Source organism: Noviherbaspirillum sp. (genome assembly GCF_035654295.1).
Taxonomy (GTDB): domain Bacteria; phylum Pseudomonadota; class Gammaproteobacteria; order Burkholderiales; family Burkholderiaceae_D; genus Noviherbaspirillum.
Genome location: NZ_DASRXF010000048.1, coordinates 19507 through 39202, shown reverse-complemented (window position 1 = coordinate 39202; position 19696 = coordinate 19507). Strand labels below are relative to the sequence as shown.

17 protein-coding genes and 1 tRNA gene are annotated in these 19696 nt (G+C 62.5%); 10 read left to right on the top strand and 8 right to left on the bottom strand.

Going from position 1 to position 19696, the window contains the following annotated elements; translation table 11 throughout:
* Positions 1-84: 84 nt before the first annotated feature.
* The 5 genes from VFF99_RS05730 to VFF99_RS05710 all read right to left on the bottom strand — a co-directional run bounded on the left by VFF99_RS05730 (position 85) and on the right by VFF99_RS05710 (position 6670).
* Positions 85-453, bottom strand: a complete 369-nt coding sequence (locus VFF99_RS05730) for a flagellar protein FlaG (protein WP_325015833.1) — start codon at positions 451-453, stop codon at positions 85-87.
* Positions 454-525: 72 nt separating this feature from the next.
* Entirely contained in the window at positions 526-2049 is a 1524-nt protein-coding gene (locus VFF99_RS05725) for a flagellin (protein WP_325015831.1), read from the bottom strand.
* A 640-nt stretch (positions 2050-2689) separates the two neighbouring features.
* Positions 2690-4435 carry a diguanylate cyclase gene (locus VFF99_RS05720; protein ID WP_325015829.1) on the bottom strand — a complete coding sequence of 582 codons (1746 nt, stop codon included), beginning with the start codon at positions 4433-4435 and terminating at the stop codon, positions 2690-2692.
* Positions 4436-4566: 131 nt separating this feature from the next.
* Complete coding sequence (locus VFF99_RS05715; RefSeq protein WP_325015827.1) at positions 4567-5223, bottom strand: response regulator transcription factor; 657 nt, start codon at positions 5221-5223, stop codon at positions 4567-4569.
* Between the two features lie 16 nt (positions 5224-5239).
* Complete coding sequence (locus VFF99_RS05710; protein WP_325015826.1) at positions 5240-6670, bottom strand: PAS domain-containing sensor histidine kinase; 1431 nt, start codon at positions 6668-6670, stop codon at positions 5240-5242.
* Positions 6671-6880: 210 nt separating this feature from the next.
* Between VFF99_RS05710 and VFF99_RS05705 the strand changes: the two genes are divergently transcribed.
* Positions 6881-6957: transfer RNA gene (locus VFF99_RS05705), tRNA-Arg, on the top strand.
* Between the two features lie 57 nt (positions 6958-7014).
* Here the strand turns inward: VFF99_RS05705 and VFF99_RS21305 are convergent.
* Entirely contained in the window at positions 7015-7092 is a 78-nt protein-coding gene (locus VFF99_RS21305; RefSeq protein ID WP_414691504.1) for a PEP-CTERM sorting domain-containing protein, read from the bottom strand.
* Between the two features lie 318 nt (positions 7093-7410).
* On the opposite strand from VFF99_RS21305, the gene VFF99_RS05700 reads away from it, so the two are divergent.
* The gene (locus VFF99_RS05700) at positions 7411-8577 is read left to right on the top strand and encodes a zinc-dependent alcohol dehydrogenase (protein WP_325015824.1); all 1167 of its coding nucleotides are present in this window, start codon (positions 7411-7413) and stop codon (positions 8575-8577) included.
* Between the two features lie 25 nt (positions 8578-8602).
* Positions 8603-9145 carry a hypothetical protein gene (locus VFF99_RS05695; protein WP_325015822.1) on the top strand — a complete coding sequence of 181 codons (543 nt, stop codon included), beginning with the start codon at positions 8603-8605 and terminating at the stop codon, positions 9143-9145.
* A gap of 219 nt (positions 9146-9364) precedes the next feature.
* Here VFF99_RS05695 and VFF99_RS05690 read toward each other — a convergent pair whose 3' ends face one another.
* Positions 9365-11338 (bottom strand): U32 family peptidase, encoded by a 1974-nt coding sequence (locus VFF99_RS05690; RefSeq protein WP_325015820.1) that lies wholly within the window; start codon positions 11336-11338, stop codon positions 9365-9367.
* Between the two features lie 155 nt (positions 11339-11493).
* On the opposite strand from VFF99_RS05690, the gene VFF99_RS05685 reads away from it, so the two are divergent.
* The 4 genes from VFF99_RS05685 to VFF99_RS05670 all read left to right on the top strand — a co-directional run bounded on the left by VFF99_RS05685 (position 11494) and on the right by VFF99_RS05670 (position 15899).
* Entirely contained in the window at positions 11494-11649 is a 156-nt protein-coding gene (locus tag VFF99_RS05685) for a hypothetical protein (RefSeq protein ID WP_325015818.1), read from the top strand.
* A 112-nt stretch (positions 11650-11761) separates the two neighbouring features.
* Entirely contained in the window at positions 11762-12325 is a 564-nt protein-coding gene (locus tag VFF99_RS05680; RefSeq protein WP_325015817.1) for a DedA family protein, read from the top strand.
* A gap of 75 nt (positions 12326-12400) precedes the next feature.
* The gene (locus VFF99_RS05675; protein WP_325015815.1) at positions 12401-13459 is read left to right on the top strand and encodes an NAD(P)-dependent alcohol dehydrogenase; all 1059 of its coding nucleotides are present in this window, start codon (positions 12401-12403) and stop codon (positions 13457-13459) included.
* 79 nt (positions 13460-13538) lie between these two features.
* On the top strand, positions 13539-15899 hold the full coding sequence (locus VFF99_RS05670; RefSeq protein ID WP_325015814.1) for a DNA polymerase II: 2361 nt from the start codon (positions 13539-13541) through the stop codon (positions 15897-15899).
* 12 nt (positions 15900-15911) lie between these two features.
* Here the strand turns inward: VFF99_RS05670 and VFF99_RS05665 are convergent, their stop codons facing one another.
* A complete protein-coding gene (locus tag VFF99_RS05665; protein WP_325015812.1) occupies positions 15912-16805 on the bottom strand; it encodes a LysR family transcriptional regulator in 894 nt (297 codons plus the stop codon).
* A gap of 114 nt (positions 16806-16919) precedes the next feature.
* On the opposite strand from VFF99_RS05665, the gene VFF99_RS05660 reads away from it, so the two are divergent.
* The 3 genes from VFF99_RS05660 (at position 16920) to ycaC (ending at position 19527) form a co-directional block, all read left to right on the top strand.
* On the top strand, positions 16920-17750 hold the full coding sequence (locus tag VFF99_RS05660) for an oxidoreductase (RefSeq protein WP_325015810.1): 831 nt from the start codon (positions 16920-16922) through the stop codon (positions 17748-17750).
* Positions 17751-17865: 115 nt separating this feature from the next.
* Positions 17866-18657, top strand: a complete 792-nt coding sequence (locus VFF99_RS05655; protein ID WP_325015808.1) for an EAL domain-containing protein — start codon at positions 17866-17868, stop codon at positions 18655-18657.
* Between the two features lie 237 nt (positions 18658-18894).
* On the top strand, positions 18895-19527 hold the full coding sequence (ycaC, locus tag VFF99_RS05650) for an isochorismate family cysteine hydrolase YcaC (RefSeq protein WP_325015806.1): 633 nt from the start codon (positions 18895-18897) through the stop codon (positions 19525-19527).
* Positions 19528-19696 lie beyond the last annotated feature (169 nt).

Sequence of the window (19696 nt, the reverse complement as noted above, 5' to 3'; positions counted from 1 at the left end):
CCTGCGGAAAATCACAATGTAACTCGTTAACGGCAGGATTAAATCTGACTTTAGAAGGCGATTTCCCTGTCTGTTCGGCCGGATTTACGCCTTTTGGCGGATCAGCAGGCCGGTCACCTGGCTCAATGCCTTGGAAATCTGCAGGACTTCCTCGGACGGAATCTGGCGCAGGACTTCCTTGGTCTGCTGGTCAACGACCTTCACGATCGTTCGGTCGGTATCGGTATCGATGGAAAACTCCAGGCTCTGCGATTGCGCCTGCATGGCCTTGTTCAGGTCTTTCACCGCGTTTTCCAGCGCGCGCATGCTTGGAATCGTGTCCGGTTGCTGCACGGCGGCGGCCGTTTCCACGGGAGCGGCAGCGGGTTTTGCCGCCTGAGAGGCGTCGACGCTGCTTTTTTGCGCAATTTCAATCCCGCTGAGGGGAGCGCTGTTGATCGGTTGTATTGCCATGATGACCTCCCTGGATGGGGAAAAACCCGGCCAGAGAACTGGCCGGGTTTTCTTTCGCTAGTACGGTCTGGATTAGCCGCGGAGCAGGCTCAGCACGTTGTTCGGCAGCGAGTTGGCTTGCGCCAGCATCGCGGTACCGGCTTGCTGCAGGATCTGGCCGCGGGTCAGCGAGGCCGTTTCTGCTGCGAAGTCTGCGTCCTGGATACGGCTGCGCGAAGCGGACAGGTTTTCCGACGTCGTCTGCAGGTTGGCGACAACCGAGGTGAAGCGGTTTTGCACTGCACCGAGGTCGGCGCGGGCGCTGTTGATTGCGTTCAGGGCTGCATCCATTGCCTTGATTGCATTATCGGCGCCGGTTACCGTGGAAATGTCCAGCGTGTTAAAGCCGTTCTGGGCGGTGCCCGGGGTGGCCAGATTGTCGCCCTTCGTCAGGCCGGTCTGCTCCAGGATGACTGCCGCGGTGGCAGAACCCTGGATATTGATGTTGCCCGAGCCGCTGACCGACGTCAGCATCAGATTGCCGCTCGATACTTCAGCCTTGACGCCGGTGGTATCAGTCTTGCTGTTGATGGCGGTGACCAGGTCAGACACGCGGGTCGCGGCGTCGGCTGCGCCGCCGACTGTAATGTCGGTTCCGTTGATCGTCAGTTGGCCGGCGGTGATTGCGTTGAACGTGCCAGGCACTGCTGCGGTTTGCGCGGTAACGGTGACGTCGCCGCCAAGAACGTTGTCGGTGTCCGTGATAGTTACGGCCGCGCCGGTATTGGAGAAGTCCAGGGTGCCGTCACCGTTATCCGTCACAGTCAGGCCGGCGATGTTTTGCGCATCGATCGCGGTCTTGATGTTGGCTGCCGCAGCAATGCGACCATCGGCAGCACTGGTTTCGCCGGACGTCGCTGCGACGGTGAAGGTGGTGCCGCCGATCGTAAGATCGAATGCATCGAAGTTAAAGCCGTCACCATTGGTCGGCGTAACGCCGCTTAAGTCGATGGAGCCCGTGCCAGGCACAGCCCCCGAGCCACCGCTGCCGGCGGCAGCGACGCCAGTGACCGGAGCATGCGCTGTGTCGATGCTGGTCCAGCTACCCAGTGCGGCGATGTTTGCATCCGTGATCGAGTTGATCGAGATCGTCTGACCTTGGTTTGCGCCAACCTGGAATGCCTGAGTGGTGAAGCTGCCGTCGAGCAGTTTGATGCCGTTGAACGAGGTGTCATTGGCGACACGGTCGATTTCAGACTTCAGCTGGGCAACTTCCTTCTGAAGAGCTGCGCGGTCTTCCGACGAGTTCGTTGCATTGCGCGATTGCACAGCCAGTTCGCGGATACGCTGCAGGTTGTTGCCGATTTCGCCCAGTGCGCCTTCAGCGGTCTGTGCGAGGGAGATGCCGTCGTTTGCGTTGCGCGCTGCCTGGTTCAGGCCGCGGATCTGGGTGGACATGCGCTCGGTGATCGCCAGGCCGGCTGCGTCGTCCTTTGCGCTGTTGATGCGCAGACCGGAGGACAGGCGCTGCAGGGAGCTTGCCAGTGCACCTTGGGAGGAGTTCAGGTTGCGCTGTGCGTTGAGCGACGAGATATTGGTGTTAATAAAAGCAGCCATGATATTTCTCCTAAATTGACTGGGGCCGTTCGATTTCCGGTTAAGTTTTTCAACTTCGGTTCACCCCAGTTGGGCCAATTGAACCGCTGTTGAATTCGTTATCGGATGGGGCTGGAAAAAGTTTAGGGAAATTTTCAGCTTATTTTTCAGTCCCATCCGATCTCAGACCGGACACATCCTTCTACGGATCGGGCGGGGAAATCTTTAATGGAGGGATTTATTTGTTTTTGGGCGGGGGCGGGATGATCCCCCTGTGGGCCGCTGAAATGCCGCTTTTCCTAGTGCCGGCGCGGGTTTGCGGCGAGGCGGGGGAGGGGTGGAAAAATCGGGCCTAAAGTTTTGTTTGATATTTGCCGTAATAGGCCGTAGCCGGGCTTGTGCGCGGGGCTGTGGTTGGTAAAGCCCACCTTGCGGTCAGTCGGGGATGTTCATGTGGGTTTCGCTGCGCTCTACCCACCCTACGGTTCTTTATGGGATGTCTGGCGGGTTTCGCTTCGCTCTACCCACCCTACGTTTCTTTATAAAGGACGGTAGGGTGGGTAGAGCGCAGCGAAACCCACCGCACACAGAGAAAACCGCAGATTGGCCAGAGCATCAGTGCAACCCGCCACACAATCCTCGACGCATTGCACGCCAACATTCAGGCCGCGACCACCCGGTTCTTCCCCGCCTTCTTCGCTTTATACAAGGCCTCATCCGCCCGCTGGATGATCGATTCCTGGCTTTCGCCGGGCGTGTGCAATGCCACGCCGGCGCTGAAGGTGATGAGCAGCTTCTGGTTGTTGTACATGAAGATCTGCTTGGTCAGCTCGCGCTGGACGCGGGTGACGGTCTGGACGGCATCTTCCAACGGCGTCTCGGGCAGCACGACCATGAATTCCTCGCCGCCGAATCGGGCGATCACGTCCATCGCGCGCAGGGTATCCTTGACCACTTTCACGAGGTGGATCAGCGCATGGTCGCCGGCGGTGTGGCCGTGGGTGTCGTTGAGTTTCTTGAAATCGTCGAGGTCGAGCATGGCGATGCACAGCGGCGACTTGCGCCGTTCCGAGCGCGAGACTTCGCGCTCGAAGACTTCGTCGAGTCCGCGGCGGTTCAGGCTGCCGGTGAGCTGGTCTTCGCGCACCAGTTCGCTCAGTTCCGCCAGCTTGCCTTCCAGTTCCTGGATGCGTGCTTCGGCATCCTGCACTTCCTGCCGTGCGGCGAGCATTTCGTCGCGCGAGCGCAGGGCTTCGGTCTGCGCTACCTTGGTGTCGACCATGACGTCCTGCAGGATGCGGTTCAGCTCGGCAATGCCCTTGGCCTGGCCGATCTTGTGCACGTACTGGTCCATCTTTTCGTGGTAGTTGCCGGTGCTGGCCGCGACGGCGCCGAGACGGTCGATGAAGGTGACCATCATGTTCTTCACCGTGACCTTGGCTTCGGTCAGGCTGTGCTTGAGCAGGCTTTGCTTGTAGATCACTTCCTTGAGGCTGCGGGTGGCGTCCATCAGGGCGCTGTAGCTGATCGGGCCGGACAGGAGGTCCATCACGCTGGCGATCTGGCCGCTGAGCCAGGAATCGTCTTCCAGCAGTTCGCTGACATTCTCCAGCAGGAGCTTGAACAGGCGCAGCAGCAGCTCGTGTTCCTCTGCCATGTCTTCGGCCTTGAGCTCGACCTTGAAGCACAGCTGTTTGAGACGGTTGCTGATGTCGGAGAGGTCCTGCTCGGAGCGGGCCTCTTTGATGGCCGCGGCGAGCTGTTCGGCTTCGGCCAGCAGGGCGGGCGTGCCGCGCAGCAGGGAGCCGACGGCCAGTGTCAGGGTGCGCACCAGCAGGTCGCGCAGGATCTGCATCTGGCGTGTTTCGCCGACCACCGGCAGGTCGCTCTTGTCCGCCTTCGCGGGTTTGATCACCACGGGCAGCGGCGCGTCGTCCACCAGCGGGATACCCTGGGATTTCAGGGGCGGGGGCGGCGCGTCGTCGACCAGGGAAATGGAACGCGGCGGCGGCGTTTCCACCGGATCGACCAGGGGGATCGATGCCGGTTTGGCCGGAGCCGGGTCCGCGGTTTTTTTCGCGGCGGCCTCGGTAAGCGCGGTAGCGGCGGCGAGGTGCTTGTCGATGAGTTCGTTCAGATCGCGGCTGTACGCTTCCCAATCCCGCTTATCCAGCGCGCGGCGGAAGTGCGCGGCGAACAGCCCGGCTTCGCCGGACACGTCGGCGAGGCCGGCGGCAAGGTCGGCAAGGACTTTTTCCGCGCCGGCCTGGCTGCGGCTGCCGGAAATCTCTTCATAGACTTCACGATAGGCGTCCGGCGTGGGGACGATGCGGCGAACGGCGAGGCGTTTGAAGGCTTCCCGTGCGATATCGGCAGGACTTTGTTGTTCCGTTTTCTTGTCTTGCATGGCGAGGGCGGCCGGTCGTCCGATGACCGCGGGCACGTGACTGAATGGAACCTGCTACTTTAAGGGGCGATGGGCAAAAAGGAAAGATGAAGCCCGCCGTCCGGTACAGTTTTTTTGCCGGCGCCCGGCGTTCATTCCACGAGATGGTTCTTGATCGCGTAATGCGTGAGCTCGGCGTTGTGGCGCATTTTCATTTTCTGCAACAGGCGCGAGCGGTACATGCTGATGGTCTTGACCGACAGGGTCAGTTCGGCGGCGATGTCGCTGACCGTCTTGCCCGAAGCGATCATGACCAGCGTCTGGTATTCGCGGTCGGACAGGGTTTCGTGCGGCGGCGTTTCGCGGTTTTCGTCGCCGACCTGGTTGGCCAGTTCCTGCGCGAGGGCGGGGCTGATGTACTTGCGGCCGGCGGCCACCTGGCGGATGGCGTCCACCAGCTCCGCCGGTGCGCTCTGCTTGTTCAGGTAGCCGGCCGCGCCTGCCTTGAGCGAGCGGATCGCGTACTGGTCTTCGCGGTGCATGGAGAGCATCAGCACGGCGAGCTTGGGCGTTTCCTTCTTCACCTGCTTGAGCACCTCGATGCCGCTGCGGTCGGGCATCGAGATATCCAGCAGCAGGACGTCGGAGTCGCCGCGCCGGGCGAGCTTGATGGCGTCGTTGCCGTTCTCGGCATCGCCGGCCACCACCATGTCCCTGGTGTCGGCGAGGATCTGCTTGAGGCCTTCACGCACGATGGCGTGGTCGTCGGCGATCAGGATGCGAATTGTCTCAGTGGCAGCTGTCATCATTGCAAGTATTTGTTGGTTATTCCGAGAGAGGTATTCGTAGTGCAACTTCCGTGCCTCCCCCCGGAATCGCGCTGACGGAGAGTTGGCCGCCCAAGGCGTTGGCCCGTTCCGTCATGCCGCGGATGCCGAAGGATTTCGGCTTCAACCGCTCTGTAGATTCGATGCCGCGCCCATTGTCGGCGATCTCCAGCCGCACGCTGCGGTTGGTCCGCGCCAGGCGCACCGAGACCCGGGTTGCCTGCGCATGTTTCCCAATATTGGTAAGCGCTTCCTGAAAAATGCGAAAAAGCGCGGTCGCCTGGTCGGGATGGAGGTCGATATCCTTCTTGTTGGAGCTGAACTCGCAGGGAATGCCCAGTTGTTTTTCGAACTCCTTCGCCTGCCAGTCGATGGCCGCCACAATCCCAAAATCGAGAATGCCCGGCCTCAGGTCGGCTGAAATGCGGTGGATGGCCTCGATCGTGCGGTCGACCAGGGATTCGACATAGGCCGCTTTGTCCGCGAGAGAAGCATCCTCGGCCGGCAGACGCTTCTTCACCAGCGCCAGCGCCATCTTGATGGCGGTGAGGTTGCCGCCGACGTCGTCATGGATCTCGCGCGCGATGCGGGTCCGTTCCTTTTCCTTCACCGTTTCAATATGCGCCGACAGTTCGGCCAGCTGGGCGCGCGAGCGCTTGATTTCTTCCTCTTCCAGCTTGCTCTCGGTGATGTTGGTCATGATGCCTTCCCACTGCACGCCTTCGCCGGGCAGGGCGCGCGGCGTGGAGCGGAGGTTGATCCATTTGACGTCCTTCCACTTCTCGATCCAGATGCGGCCGTCCCAGTTCCAGGTCTTCAGCTCGGCCGCCGACTCGCTCATCGTCTTGAGGAAGGACGGCCGGTCTTCCGGCTGGATGAGGTTCAGGAACAGGCTGGAATCCGCGCGCAGGCGCTCCGCCGCGACGCCGAGCAGCGCATGGCAGCCGTCGCTCAGGTAGGGGAAGGCCAGGCTGCCGTCGGGGCGCTGCTGGAACTGGAAGAACAGGCCCGGCGTGTTGGACACGATGGCGCGAAAGCGCGCTTCGCTCAGCCGCAGCGCCTTGGCCGATGCATGGCGTGCGCTGATGTCGTTGCCGATCATGATGTAGACCGGCTGCCGCGAACCGCAGTAGAACAGCCGGAACTCGATCGGGTAGGTGGAGCCGTCCTTGCGCGTGTGGACCGTGTCCAGCGAGGCGCGGCTGGATTTGCCGCAGCCGAGCGGCATGAGGATGTTCTGCAGCACCTCGCGCGAGACGCTGCGCGCGAGGTCGAGCGGCGTCATCTGCGAGAGTTCGCTGGCGGTGTAGTGCAGGTTCTTGCGCGCCGCCTGGTTCGTATGGACGAAACGGAAGGTATCGCAGTCCACGAGATAGATTTCGCTGAACGAGCCCTGCATGACGATGGGCAGCCATTCCGCTTGCAGCATGTGGTGTCTTCTTTCCTGGATCCGGGTACCCGTTTGCCGCAAGCAATTCGCGTACCGCGACCTGTTGTTGACAATGGGCAATTATCGCCAGAGGACTCTATCACAATGTTTCCGGCGGGGGCAGGAGAGTGGGGGTTGCCGGAGAAGGCTTACATTTTTAGCCGGGGGACTTCCAATTTCTGTTGAGTGGGTGCTATAATTTTGTTTTTCGCGGCCGTAGCTCAGCTGGATAGAGTACTTGGCTACGAACCAAGGGGTCGTGGGTTCGATTCCTGCCGGCCGCGCCATATCGAAGGGGTCAGATCGAAAGGTCTGGCCCCTTTTCTGGTTTACAACCCTCCTTCTTATGCTTTCCCGGGGCGGCTGAGGCCGAGTCCCACCAGTCCGAGACCCAGCAGGGCGAGGGAGACCGGTTCGGGCACTTCTCCCCCTACTTGGATCGTGATCGCTTCTCCGGCGACGCTGTCTCTACCATGGAATAGCGGCGCCCTTCGCGATCCGGAGCGCCCGAAAAAATCCCCGCAGGCCTGAAACTTTTCCTGCCCCCCGGGTCTTAACAAAAAATCAGGATAAGCCGAATGGGCGGATGGTCAATCGCCTGCCCCTCTCCTGCGACCGGGCGGTAGCGCCGGCCGGACCCTGTTATTCGCATGGCGGCAGCCACCGCCGATCCTTCACGCGACCAACTCGATCAGCTGGCCGGCGCCGCCGCGTTCTTTCTCTTTCTTGAGGAGTACGCAATGCTAGCAATGAACTACCGCGGCCCCTTCCGCGTGCGCGCCCAGCAAAAACCCGAGCCCGTCATCGAGCACCCGAACGACGCCATCGTGCGCGTGACGCGGTCCTGCATCTGCGGGTCCGACCTGCACCTGTATCACGGCCTGGTGCCCGACACGCGCGTGGGCATGACCTTCGGCCACGAATTCACAGGCGTGGTCGAGGAGGTCGGGCCGTCGGTCCAGCACTTGAAGGTGGGCGACCATGTGCTGGTCCCGTTCAATATCTTCTGCGGCTCCTGCTATTTCTGCCAGAAGGAACTCTACGGCAACTGCCACAACACGAACCCGCAGGCGAGTGCGGTCGGCGCGATCTACGGCTATTCGCACACCGCTGGCGGGTATGACGGTGGCCAGGCCGAGTACGTGCGCGTGCCACTGGCGGATGTCGGTCCCACCGTCATTCCCCAAGACTTGCACGTCGACGACGCAGTCCTGCTCACCGATGCCTGCCCGACCGGATACCAGGCCGCCGAGATGGGCGAGATCGAGGAGGGCGATACGGTCGTGGTGTTCGGCGCCGGCCCGGTCGGCATATTCGCGGCGAAGTCGGCCTGGCTGATGGGGGCGGGAAGGGTGATCGTGGTCGACCACGTCGAGTACCGCCTCGAATTCGTCCAGCAGTTCGCGCAGTGCGAAGTGGTCAACTTCAAGGACGTGCGGGACATGGCCGAGCACATCAAGAAGATGACGGACTGGCTGGGTGCGGACGTGTGCATCGATGCCGTGGGCTGCGAGGCCGCCGGCAGCGCGGTGCAAAGCCTGACTGGCCGCTACATCCCCTTGCAAGCAGGCGCGGCCACTGCCCTGCATTGGGCGATCAATTCGGTGCGCAAGGGTGGCACTGTGTCGATCGTCGGCGTATACGGTCCCACCTTCAACGCGGTCCCGATCGGCAACGCGCTCAACAAGGGCCTGACGCTGCGCATGAACCAGGCGAGCGTGAAGCGGCACCTGCCGCGGCTGATCGAACACATCCAGGCCGGCCGCCTCGAACCGCGGAAGATCATCACGCACCGCGTGCCGCTGGAAGAGGTGTCCGACGCCTATCACATCTTTTCCAGCAAGCTCGACAACTGCATCAAGACAGTGCTGATCCCGCCTGCCGCGGGGCTGCAGCTTGTCCACTGAAGCCCACTCTGAGGAGCAGATCATCATGAATGCAAACGAAACGACGGCTGCCGGGCGCGACACCAGCGGGCAGCATCCGCCCGGCCCTACCGCGCCGCAACGGGATTTTTCGCATATCCAGGGCTGGGGCGCCGACCTCGACCACAAGAACCGGCCCGCCTATCCGATGGAAAGGACGCCGCCGCGCCTGGAAGGCGTGCACTGGGATCGCCCCGAAGACCAGCCGATCCGGATGAAGGTCTACCACTCGACGGAGCGGCCCGGCGTCACGCCCGTGTTCGGCACCAGTACGCCGCCTTCCGGCCTGAGCGGAAAGATCCGCGACGTGGCCTACAAGCTCAGCGAGAACGATATCCGGCATTGGCTGCTGCTCTTGCTTGCCGACCGCGTCAACATGTTCGAGGGGATCGGCGAGGATCTCATGCACGGGCACATCCCGAACGTGCTCGGCGAAATGGGCATCCGGGCGGAGTTCAGGCACAACCGCGCCGGACTGGCGCGGAAGGTGGCGGTGACGGCGGCGATCGTCGGCGTCGGGTATTACCTCTACCGGCGCAGGGGAAGGTAAGGGCGCTCGGCGTGAACATCAGGCGCGTGCGGTTGCGGCGCGTTCGATGTGCGTTTGGAAGTGCTGGTGGGGGTGCATGGCGGGTTTCGCTGCGCTCTATCCACCCTACGGTTCTTTATCGAGGACGGGATGGTGGTTTCGCTTCGCTTTACCCACCCTGCGGTTCTTTATAAAGGACGGTAGGGTGGGTAGAGCGCAGCGAAACCCGCCGCAACGCGATCAGGCAGTCGCCGGGCGCTTCCGGTGGAATACCAGCGGGCTGTACGGCACCGCGGACGGCGGCGGCGCGTTGAGGATGCCCGGCTTCATCGCGCCGACCACGTGCATCTCGCAGGGCTTGCAATCGAAGCGCAACGTGTAGCGCTCATTGCCGCTCACCAGGGTCATCGGCTCGGCGCGCACCTGTCCCTGCACGCCTTGCACGCCCTTGGCCTGCTTCGGGCAAAGATTGAACGAGAAGCGCAGGCAATGCTTGGTGATCATCAGCGACACTTCGCCCGCTTCCTCATGCGCTTCGTATGCCGCATCGATCAGCTGCACGCCGTGCTTGTGGTAGAAGGCGCGCGCCTTTTCGTTGTAGACGTTGGCGAGATAGGAGAGCTGCGTTTCCGGATAGGTGGGCAGCGGATCGGCCGCCTGCTTGCGCGTCGGACGCTGCCATGCTTTCAGGCGCGCCTCTTCATGCGCGGCGATGGCGGCGCGGCGCAGTGCATTGATGGCCGCCGCGGGCACGAACCAGGCTTGCGACAGCGCCAGCGAAACGTCGCCGGCCTCGAACATGGTATTGCCGAGCTTGCCGAGGCTGGCGCGCACTGACGCCTCGGCCTGCGCGGCCTGCTGCGCCGGCTGCAGGGCGATGGATGCGTCTGTCGTAGTGACGATGCCGTCCTCGTCCCGCAGCGACAGGCGCAGGCCGCCGGCATGTTCGGAAAGTGTCAGGTGCAACGTCACCTTGCGTTCCGCCGACTTCTTCTGCAGCGCGCCTTCCCACTGGTGGTCGCGGTTGCGATGGATGACGGTGCCGGCCTTCAGGCCGGGCAGGGCGCTCATCACTTCGTTCGGAAAGATACGCCAGCGCTGGCCTTCCGCATCCTCGCCCAGCTTTTCGACGCGGTTGGCCTGGATGCCGACCGTGTCGCGCTTGTGCATGTAGTTCAGGCCGTCGCCGTTGGCCATGGGCGCATTCGTCACGAGGTCGAAATGGTCGGCCGCGATGCGGCTGACCGTGCCCAGTTCCACACCCACGTATTTCGGCGAATCGAAGGCGCCAATGTCTTGCTGGCGGCCCTGCGCGAAATAGTCGGTGTGGCCGCGGTGAAAGTTCTTGTCCACGTCGGGCGTGAACATGAGGCGCGTGCGGCCGCTGGAGGCGCGCACGAACTCCGGCCGGCGCTCGATGATCTCGTCGAGCAGGCGGCGGTAGTGGCCGGTGATGTTTTTCACATAGCCCATGTCCTTGTACCTGCCCTCGATCTTGAACGAGCGGATGCCGGCGTCGATCAGGGCTTCCAGGTTGCGGCTCTGGTCGTTGTCCTTCATCGACAGCAGGTGCTTTTCATAGGCCACCACGCGGCCCTGGCCGTCGGTAAGCGTGTACGGCAGGCGGCAGGCCTGCGAGCAGTCGCCGCGGTTGGCGCTGCGTCCGGTATCCGCATGGGAAATGTAGCACTGGCCCGAGAAGGCCACGCACAGCGCGCCGTGCACGAAATATTCGAGCGGGGTATCGGTGGCCGCGCGGATGGCGCGGATCTGCTCCAGGCTCAGTTCGCGTGCCAGCACGAGCTGCGAGAAGCCGGCCGCGCCCAGGAAGCGCGCCTTTTCCACCGTGCGGATGTCGCACTGGGTACTGGCGTGCAACTGGATGGGCGGCAAGTCCATTTCGAACAGTCCCATGTCCTGCACGATGAGCGCATCGACGCCGGCATCGTACAACTGCCAGATCTGCTTGCGCGCCGTTTCCAGTTCGGCATCGTGCAGGATGGTATTCAGCGTGACAAAAATACGCGCATGGTAGCGGTGCGCGAATTCGACCAGCGCGGCGATGTCCTCGATCGGATTGCTGGCGTTATGGCGCGCGCCGAACGCCGGGCCGCCGATGTAGACGGCGTCGGCGCCGTGCAGGACGGCTTCGCGGCCGATCTCGGCGGTCTTGGCCGGCGACAGCAGTTCGATCTGGTGGTCGAGGAGAGACATGGGAAAGGTCCAAACAGGCGAAGGGGCAAATTATAGCCCCGGTGGCGCATGCTGTCGGGCCACGCGGAATGTAACTTTCGATAACCGCGATTGACCCTCGGAAACACGCCGGCTAAGGTGTGCGCGCCATCATTATTTTTCCATCGCACCCCGCCATGAAATCGCTTTTCCTCACGCTCATCGCAGCCACGCTGGCCCTTTCGGGTTGTGTTGTCGTTCCGGAATATCCGGCCGCGCAAGTTGTCATTACCGGCGGCGGTCACGGCGGCCACCATTGCCCGCCGGGGCAAGCCAAGAAGGGGCGCTGCTAGGGCTGACTTGCCGCAGGCCGGCGGGCGCAACTTTTTTCCTTCTCGGGTGCTCTATTCCGGAGCCGCCCCGGCTGGATTTCCGTTTTCGTTGCGACTCCCGACGACCCAAGGCATGGATATCGCCCACCTGATTCAGACTTATGGATATGCAGCAATTGCCCTGGGCAGCTTCCTGGAAGGGGAGGCTGTCCTGCTCGCGGGCAGCCTTGCCGCGTACCACGGGCATCTCGCGCTCCCCCTGGTGATGGGGATCGCGGCGCTGGCGAGCTTCGTGGGCGACCTGCCGTATTTCTTTGCCGGTCGGCGCTACGGGCCATGGATCCTGCGCCGCTTCCCGCCGTTGCGTTGCAGGCGCAAAAGGCTGGAACAAGTCATGCACCGGCATCACGTCATGCTGGTGCTGTCTCTGCGTTTCCTGTACGGCATGCGCATCGCTGGCCTGCTGGCGCTCGGCATGAGCCGGATGCCGGCATGGCGCTTCCTCTTCCTCGATTTCATCGGTGCCATCGTTTGGTCGGCAAGTGTATGCGCGGCCGGATACGGCGCTGGCGGACTGTTCAGCGGCCTATTGGACAAAGAGGCAACGCCGGGCCAGCTGACCCTGTTCGCCGCCGCGCTGGTCAGCTCGATCCTGCTCTGGATCGCCGTGCGCAAGGCCGTTTCCTCGCGCGAATAGCAGCGCCCGGAACTCGGGTGAGGCGGCCCAGTCCACGCTACTTCCGTGGATTATGAAAAATGAAAGGCCGCGACCATGCTTGCATCATCCGGATACGGCGCTACCAGCGCCAATGAACCCCTTTCCAAGCTGGATTTCGAGCGCCGCGACCCGGCGCCCGACGACGTCCAGATCGACATCCTGTACTGCGGCGTCTGCCACTCCGACCTGCATACCGCCCGCAACGAATGGGGCAACACCGTCTATCCCGTCGTGCCGGGGCATGAAATCATTGGCCGGGTAACCGCGGTCGGCGGCCAGGTCACACGCTTCAAGCAGGGTGACCTGGTGGGCGTGGGCTGCATGGTGGATTCCTGCCAGCGCTGCAATTCCTGTGCGTCCGGGCTGGAGCAATATTGCGAAAACGGCTTCGTCGGTACCTATAACGGCGAGGAAATGCACAGCGGCGGCATGACCTACGGCGGTTATGCCACCAACATTGTCGTGCGCGACAAGTTCGTGCTGCGCATCCCCGCCAACCTCGATCCCGCCGGCGCCGCGCCCCTGCTGTGCGCCGGCATCACCACCTATTCGCCGCTCAGGCAATGGCAGGTCGGGGCCGGGCACAAGGTGGGCATCGTCGGCCTCGGTGGCCTGGGGCACATGGGCATCAAGCTCGCGCATGCGATGGGCGCGCAGGTCGTCCTGTTCACCACCTCGCCCGGCAAGCGCGAGGACGCGAAGCGTCTCGGCGCCGACGAGGTGGTGGTGTCGAAGAATGCCGATGAAATGGCGCAGCACCGCGACAGCTTCGACTTCATCCTCAATACCGTTGCCGCTCCGCATGCGCTCGATCCCTTCATGGAATTGCTCAAGCGCGACGGCACCATGACGCTGGTGGGCGCGCCGGCCTCGCCGCATCCGTCGCCGCAAGTGTTCAACCTCATCATGAAGCGGCGGCGCCTTGCCGGTTCGCTGATCGGCGGGATTGCCGAGACGCAGGAAATGCTCGATTTCTGCGGGGAGCGCGGCATCGTTTCCGACATCGAAATGATCCGCATCCAGGACATCAACGACGCCTACGAACGCATGCTCAAGAGCGACGTGAAGTACCGCTTCGTCATCGACATGGCATCGCTCAAGCAACACGCCTGACAATTCACCGTTGCCCGCCTGCGGCTACAATCACGGTCAGGGCGCACGCGGTGCGTCCTGATTCTTTCAAGGGCAGCAGGTGGACCAACTCAAGCAGGGCTTTCTCCTGACCAGGCACTGGCGCGACACGGCCGCCGGCACGGAAGTCGAGTTCTGGCTCGCGACCGGTGAGGGCGCGCGCCTCGTGCGCCTGCCCGCCCAGACTTCCGTCGCCTTCATCCCCGCCGGACAGCGCGAGCAGGCGGAAGCGGTGCTGCGCGGCGAACGCGGCTGCGAACTGCGACCGCTCGCGCTGAAGGACTTCCAGCGCCGCCCGGTGCTCGGCCTGTATTGCCGGCAATACCGCCACCTGCTGAAGCTGGAGAAGCGCCTGCGGGAGCACGGCGTCGACGTCTTCGAGGCCGACGTACGGCCGCCGGAGCGCTACCTGATGGAAAGATTCATTACGGCGCCGGTGCACTTCGACGGCCGGCCCGATCCCGGTGCGCAACGCACGCTGCTCGACGGCCATCTGAAACCCGCATCCGGTTACCGCCCAAGCCTGCGGCTGGTATCGCTGGACATCGAGACCAGTGCCCGCGGCGAGCTGTATTCCATCGCGCTGGAAGGCTGCGGGCAGCGCCAGGTGTACATGCTCGGCGCAGCGGATGCGGGGGAGGCAGTCGATTTCGACCTGGAATACTGCGACAGCCGCGCCGGCCTGCTGGAAAAGCTGAATGCCTGGATGGAGCGCCACGATCCCGACGCCATCATCGGCTGGAATCTCGTGCAATTCGACCTGCGCATACTGCAGCAGCACGCCGACCGCTACCGCATCCCCTTGCGCCTGGGCCGCGACGGCAGCACGATGGAATGGCGCGAGCACAGCAGGAGCCAGCACTTCTTTGCCGCCGCCGCCGGACGCCTGATCATCGACGGCATCGAGGCCTTGCGCTCGGCGACCTGGAACTTCCCGTCGTTCAGCCTGGAACAGGTGGCGCAGACCCTGCTCGGCGAAGGCAAGGCCATCGACAACCCGTATGACCGCATGGCCGAGATCGAGCGCCGCTTCCACGAGGACAAGCCGGCGCTGGCGCGCTACAACCTGAAGGACTGCGAGCTGGTAACGCGCATCTTCGCCAAGACCGAGCTCATGGCCTTCCTGCTCGAACGCGCCAGCGTCACCGGCCTTGCCGCCGACCGCAGCGGCGGCTCGGTCGCCGCCTTCGAACACCTCTACATGCCGATGATGCACCGCCAGGGTTACGTGGCACCCAACCTTGGCGACGTCGAGGGCGAGAACAGCCCCGGCGGTTTCGTGATGGATTCGCGTTCCGGCCTCTACGATTCGGTGCTCGTCCTCGATTTCAAGAGCCTCTATCCCTCGATCATTCGCACCTTCCTGATCGACCCGGTCGGGCTGGTCGAAGGCGCCGGCAATCCCGAGAGTGCAGTGCCGGGCTTTCGCGGTGCGTGCTTCTCGCGCGACAAGCACTGCCTGCCGGCCATCGTGCGCCAGATATGGCAGGGGCGCGAGGCGGCCAAGCGCGAAGGCAACCAGCCGCTGTCGCAGGCGCTGAAGATCATCATGAATGCCTTCTACGGCGTGCTTGGATCGAGCGGCTGCCGCTTCTACGATCCGCGCCTGGCCTCGTCGATCACCATGCGCGGCCACGAGATCATGCAGCGCACCCGCGCGCTGATCGAAGGGCAGGGCTATCCGGTGATCTATGGCGACACCGACTCCACCTTCGTCTGGCTCAAGACCGCGCACACGGAAGAACAGGCGCTTGCCGTCGGCAACGCACTCGTGGCGCACGTCAACCAGTGGTGGCGGCAGCGCCTGCGGGAAACCTTCGACCTCGACAGCGCGCTCGAACTGGAATTCGACACGCATTACCGCCGCTTCCTGATGCCCACCATCCGCGGCTCCGAGGAGGGCAGCAAGAAGCGCTACGCCGGCCTGGTGCGCAATGCGGACGGCAGCGAGGAAGTGGTCTTCAAGGGACTGGAATCGGTGCGCACCGACTGGACGCCGCTGGCGCAGCAGTTCCAGCAAGGACTGTACCGGCGCATCTTCAAGGGCGAAGCCTACCGCGACTATGTGCGCGACTATGTCGACCGTACGCTGGCGGGCGAACTCGATGCGCTGCTGGTCTACCGCAAGCGCCTGCGCCGGCCGCTGGACGACTATGAACGCAACGTCCCGCCGCATGTGCGCGCCGCGCGCACCGCCGATGAATACAACCGCGAGCAGGGGCGTCCGCTGCAATACCAGAACGGTGGCTGGATCCGGTACGTGATCACGGTCGCCGGGCCGGAACCGCTGGAGACGCAGCGCGCGCCGATCGACTACGCCCACTACATCGAGCGCCAGCTGCAACCCGTGGCCGACGCCATCCTGCCCTTTCTCGGGGACGATTTCACCGCGTTGACGAGCCGGCAGCAGACGCTGTTCTGAAAGCCTCTCGATCTACTTGCCGGATATTTGCACAAGCTCGACAAATGCCCTGAGCGCCGCCGGAAGCTGGCGCCGGCTCGGATAGTAGAGGTAAAAGCCCGGGTATGCGGGGCACCAGTCGCCGAGTACCTGGATCAGGCGTCCGGCTGCAAGGTGTTCCGAAACCATATGTTCGAACACATAGGCCAGGCCGGCGTGATGGAGCGCGGCCTCGATCATGAGCCCGACGTCCCCCAGCATCAGCGGCCCGTTCACCTGGGTGTCCAGCTTCTCCCCATCCTTGTTGAACTCCCATCGATACACGACGCCGCTTGGAAAGCGGTGCCTGATACAGGGCAGACCGAGCAAGTCACGCGGATGGCGGGGGATGCTGTATTTTTCAAAGAACGATGGCGTGCCGACGACAACGGAACGCATCGGCGGGCCGATCGGTATGGCGACCATGTCTACTTCGACGCGTTCGCCGAGACGCACGCCGGCATCGAAGCCCCCGGAGACGACATCGATCAGCGCGTCGTTATCGACCACCTCGACGCTGACTTCCGGATACAACTCCAGATACCGTGCAATGATGGGCAGGAGAACCATCCTGGTCGATGCGCGTCCGCAGCTGATGCGCAAGTTGCCTGTCGGTCTTGCACGCAGGTGGTTCAGGTCTTCCATGGCATCGTCGATCTCCTGAAAGGCCGGCTCGATCCGCGACAGCAGCCGTCTTCCCGCTTCAGTGAGCGCGACGCTCCTGGTCGTACGGTTGAACAAGCGGAGCCCGAGACGCGTTTCAATTCCACGGAGGGCATGGCTTAGCGCAGAAGGCGTAATGCCAAGTTCGACGGATGCCCGGCTGAGGTTCAGGTGGCGGGCGATCATCAGGAAGATCTCGAGATCGGTGAGTGAGACTTTCTTCATTACTGAATCACATTCATAACCCATTCTCAGATTCTTGGCATTATCACACAGGCCTCCCTTGCATACAGTGACAGTCATCCAGCGCATCCCGCGCTGCTACTTGAGGAGATTGTCATGCGTACATGGTTTATTACTGGTGCTTCCCGTGGCTTCGGTGCGTTGATCGCAGAACGGGCTTTGCAGGCGGGCGACAATGTCGTTGCCGCAGCACGAAATCCGGAACAGGTCATCGCGCAGCTTGGCGAGCATCCACGGCTCCTTGCCGTGAGGCTCGATGTGACGCAGGAGGCCGAGGCGCATCGTGCAGCCAGGGAGGCCATCGAGCGCTTCGGGCGCATAGACGTTCTTGTCAACAACGCCGGCTACGGATTGCTGGGCGCGGTCGAGGAGGCGACTGCAGAAGAGACTGAAGGGCTTTTTGCCACCAACGTTTTCGGGCTGCTCGCCGTCACACGTGCCGTCCTGCCGCATATGCGCGTGCAGCGCTCAGGGCATGTCATTAACATCTCTTCAATCGGCGGTTACGCGGCCTACGCGGGATGGGGCGTGTACGGCGCGACGAAGTTCGCCGTCGAGGGCTTGTCGGAAGCCTTGTCCCAGGAATTACAGCCGCTCGGCATCAACGTGACCGTCGTCGAGCCCGGATTCTTCCGCACCGACTTCCTTGACAGCAGTTCGCTCAAGAAGTCGACACGAATCATCGACGATTACGCGGAGACGGTTGGCGCCATGCGGCAATTCGCAGCAGACGCGAATCACGGCCAGCCTGGCGACCCGTCGAAACTCGCCCAAGCGGTCCTTGCGCTGGCCAATGCGCAGAAGCCGCCGCGACGCCTGCCGCTGGGCAGCGACACCGTCCAGCGCATCGAGCAGAAAAACCGCTTTGTGGCAGCAGAGCTGGCTGAATGGCGTCAGCTGGCGGTGTCCACCGACTTTGGCGCGTAAGTGGCGCCAATACCGCGGGGCCGAACCGCTGCTCTCCCGGCCCCGCGCAAACCTTTCAACCATCAGCACGTTTGGCGGCCGGACGAGCCAGGGATCGGCACGCAGAGTGAATATCATGAAACCGGATACGCGACCGACCAGGCAGGAAATGCAAGCAGCGATCAGGAACGGGCAATTCGTGCCGTTCTACCAGCCTCAAATCGACCTGATGACCGGGCAACCGGTCGGCGTCGAGATTCTCGCGAGATGGGCTCATCCACGACGCGGCTTGCTGTTGCCCGATCAATTTATCCCGTTGATGGAACGGTATGGATTGATCGATCAACTGACCGAGTGCCTCCTTGCTCAAGCACTTGCATTTGCAAAGGGCTGCGCCGAAACAGGGACTGAACTGGGATTTGCGCTCAATGTTTCTCCGGTCAGCCTGCGCGACGTCAAACTGGCCCGCGGAATATGCGGCCTCTTAAGAGAATCCGGACTTGAACCGCATCTGATCACGATCGAGGTCACCGAAACCGCGCCATCGGACAGGTCCGGCAACGTCGCACACTCGCTGGCTTGCCTGCGAACGCAAGGGTTCAAGGTGTCGATCGACGATTTCGGGACGGGCTACTCTTCCTTGAAACTGCTGAGCCAGGTACCGTTTACTGAACTCAAGATCGACCGGACGTTCGTGACCAAGGTGCACGCCCGCAAGAAGGCCGCGGCCATTCTGGAATCGATCATGCATCTCGCCGGCGGGCTCGGACTTCGGACGGTGGCCGAAGGTATCGAAACGGAAGAGGAAGCCGTTTTTCTGCGCTCGCTGGGTTGCGAGGCGGGGCAGGGATATTTGTTCGCCCGTCCGATGTCCGGGCAAGACTTGACCGGCTTTCTCGAAGCGCAATTCTTTAACGCAGTCGCTTAGCAATGTGAGGAGGGCTGAAACGAGCTGTCCGCAAAGGACATGGACGGCGTTGCGACGAGGCAGCGCCCTGATGCCTTTGATATACAGGGCTGATGAGGCACAAGCCCACGCCCTCTTCAGGTTGGTATGCGCGCCCCGCGTGCTAGGTTGGAGGAACCCCGGCGAGGCGCTGCCGCGGGTTCACCCGGAGCCTCGTCGCGGGGCAACAGCACTCGACCAACTTAGGAGCAATCAGTCATGAGCACGCCGTTCACGTACACGCGGCTTTCGAAAGATGATGCCGCGTTGCTATTGGTAGACCATCAAGCAGGCCTGATCTCTTTGGTTCAGGACTTTTCGCCAGGGGAGTTCAAGAACAACGTGCTGGCAGTTGCCGCTTGCGGCAAGTATTTCAAGTTGCCCACCATACTTACGACCAGTTTCGAGAACGGCCCGAACGGTCCGCTCGTTCCCGAACTGAAAGAAATGTTCCCCAAGGCGCCCTATATCGCTCGCCCCGGCAACATCAACGCGTGGGACAACGAGGAGTTCGTCAAGGCCGTCAAGGAAACGGGAAGGAAGCAGCTCATCATCGCCGGTGTCGTCACTGAAGTCTGCGTGGCTTTCCCGGCACTTTCCGCCATCGAGGAGGGCTACGATGTATTCGTGATCACCGACGCGTCAGGTACATTCAACGAAGTCACGCGACACAGCGCCTGGTTCCGTATGCAGGCGGCCGGCGTGCAACTGATGAACTGGTTTGGCATGGCCTGCGAGCTGCACCGTGACTGGCGCAACGACATCGAAGGGCTGGGCGCGCTCTTCTCCAGCCATATTCCGAACTACCGGAATCTGATGACCAGCTATTTCACCATCGCCGGCAAGAAGTAGCGGTGCCAGACGTCAGGCGCCCTCGCTATTGCGACGGGCGCCTCGCAACCGGGCTTCAGCCCGCAGGCCGTTTTTCCATCACGCGGGCTTCTTCCCGATGTTCGCCTGCTTATCGATTGTCTCGTCGAGCTTATTCAGAAGGATTGATGAAGGCAGCCATCCTGCAATT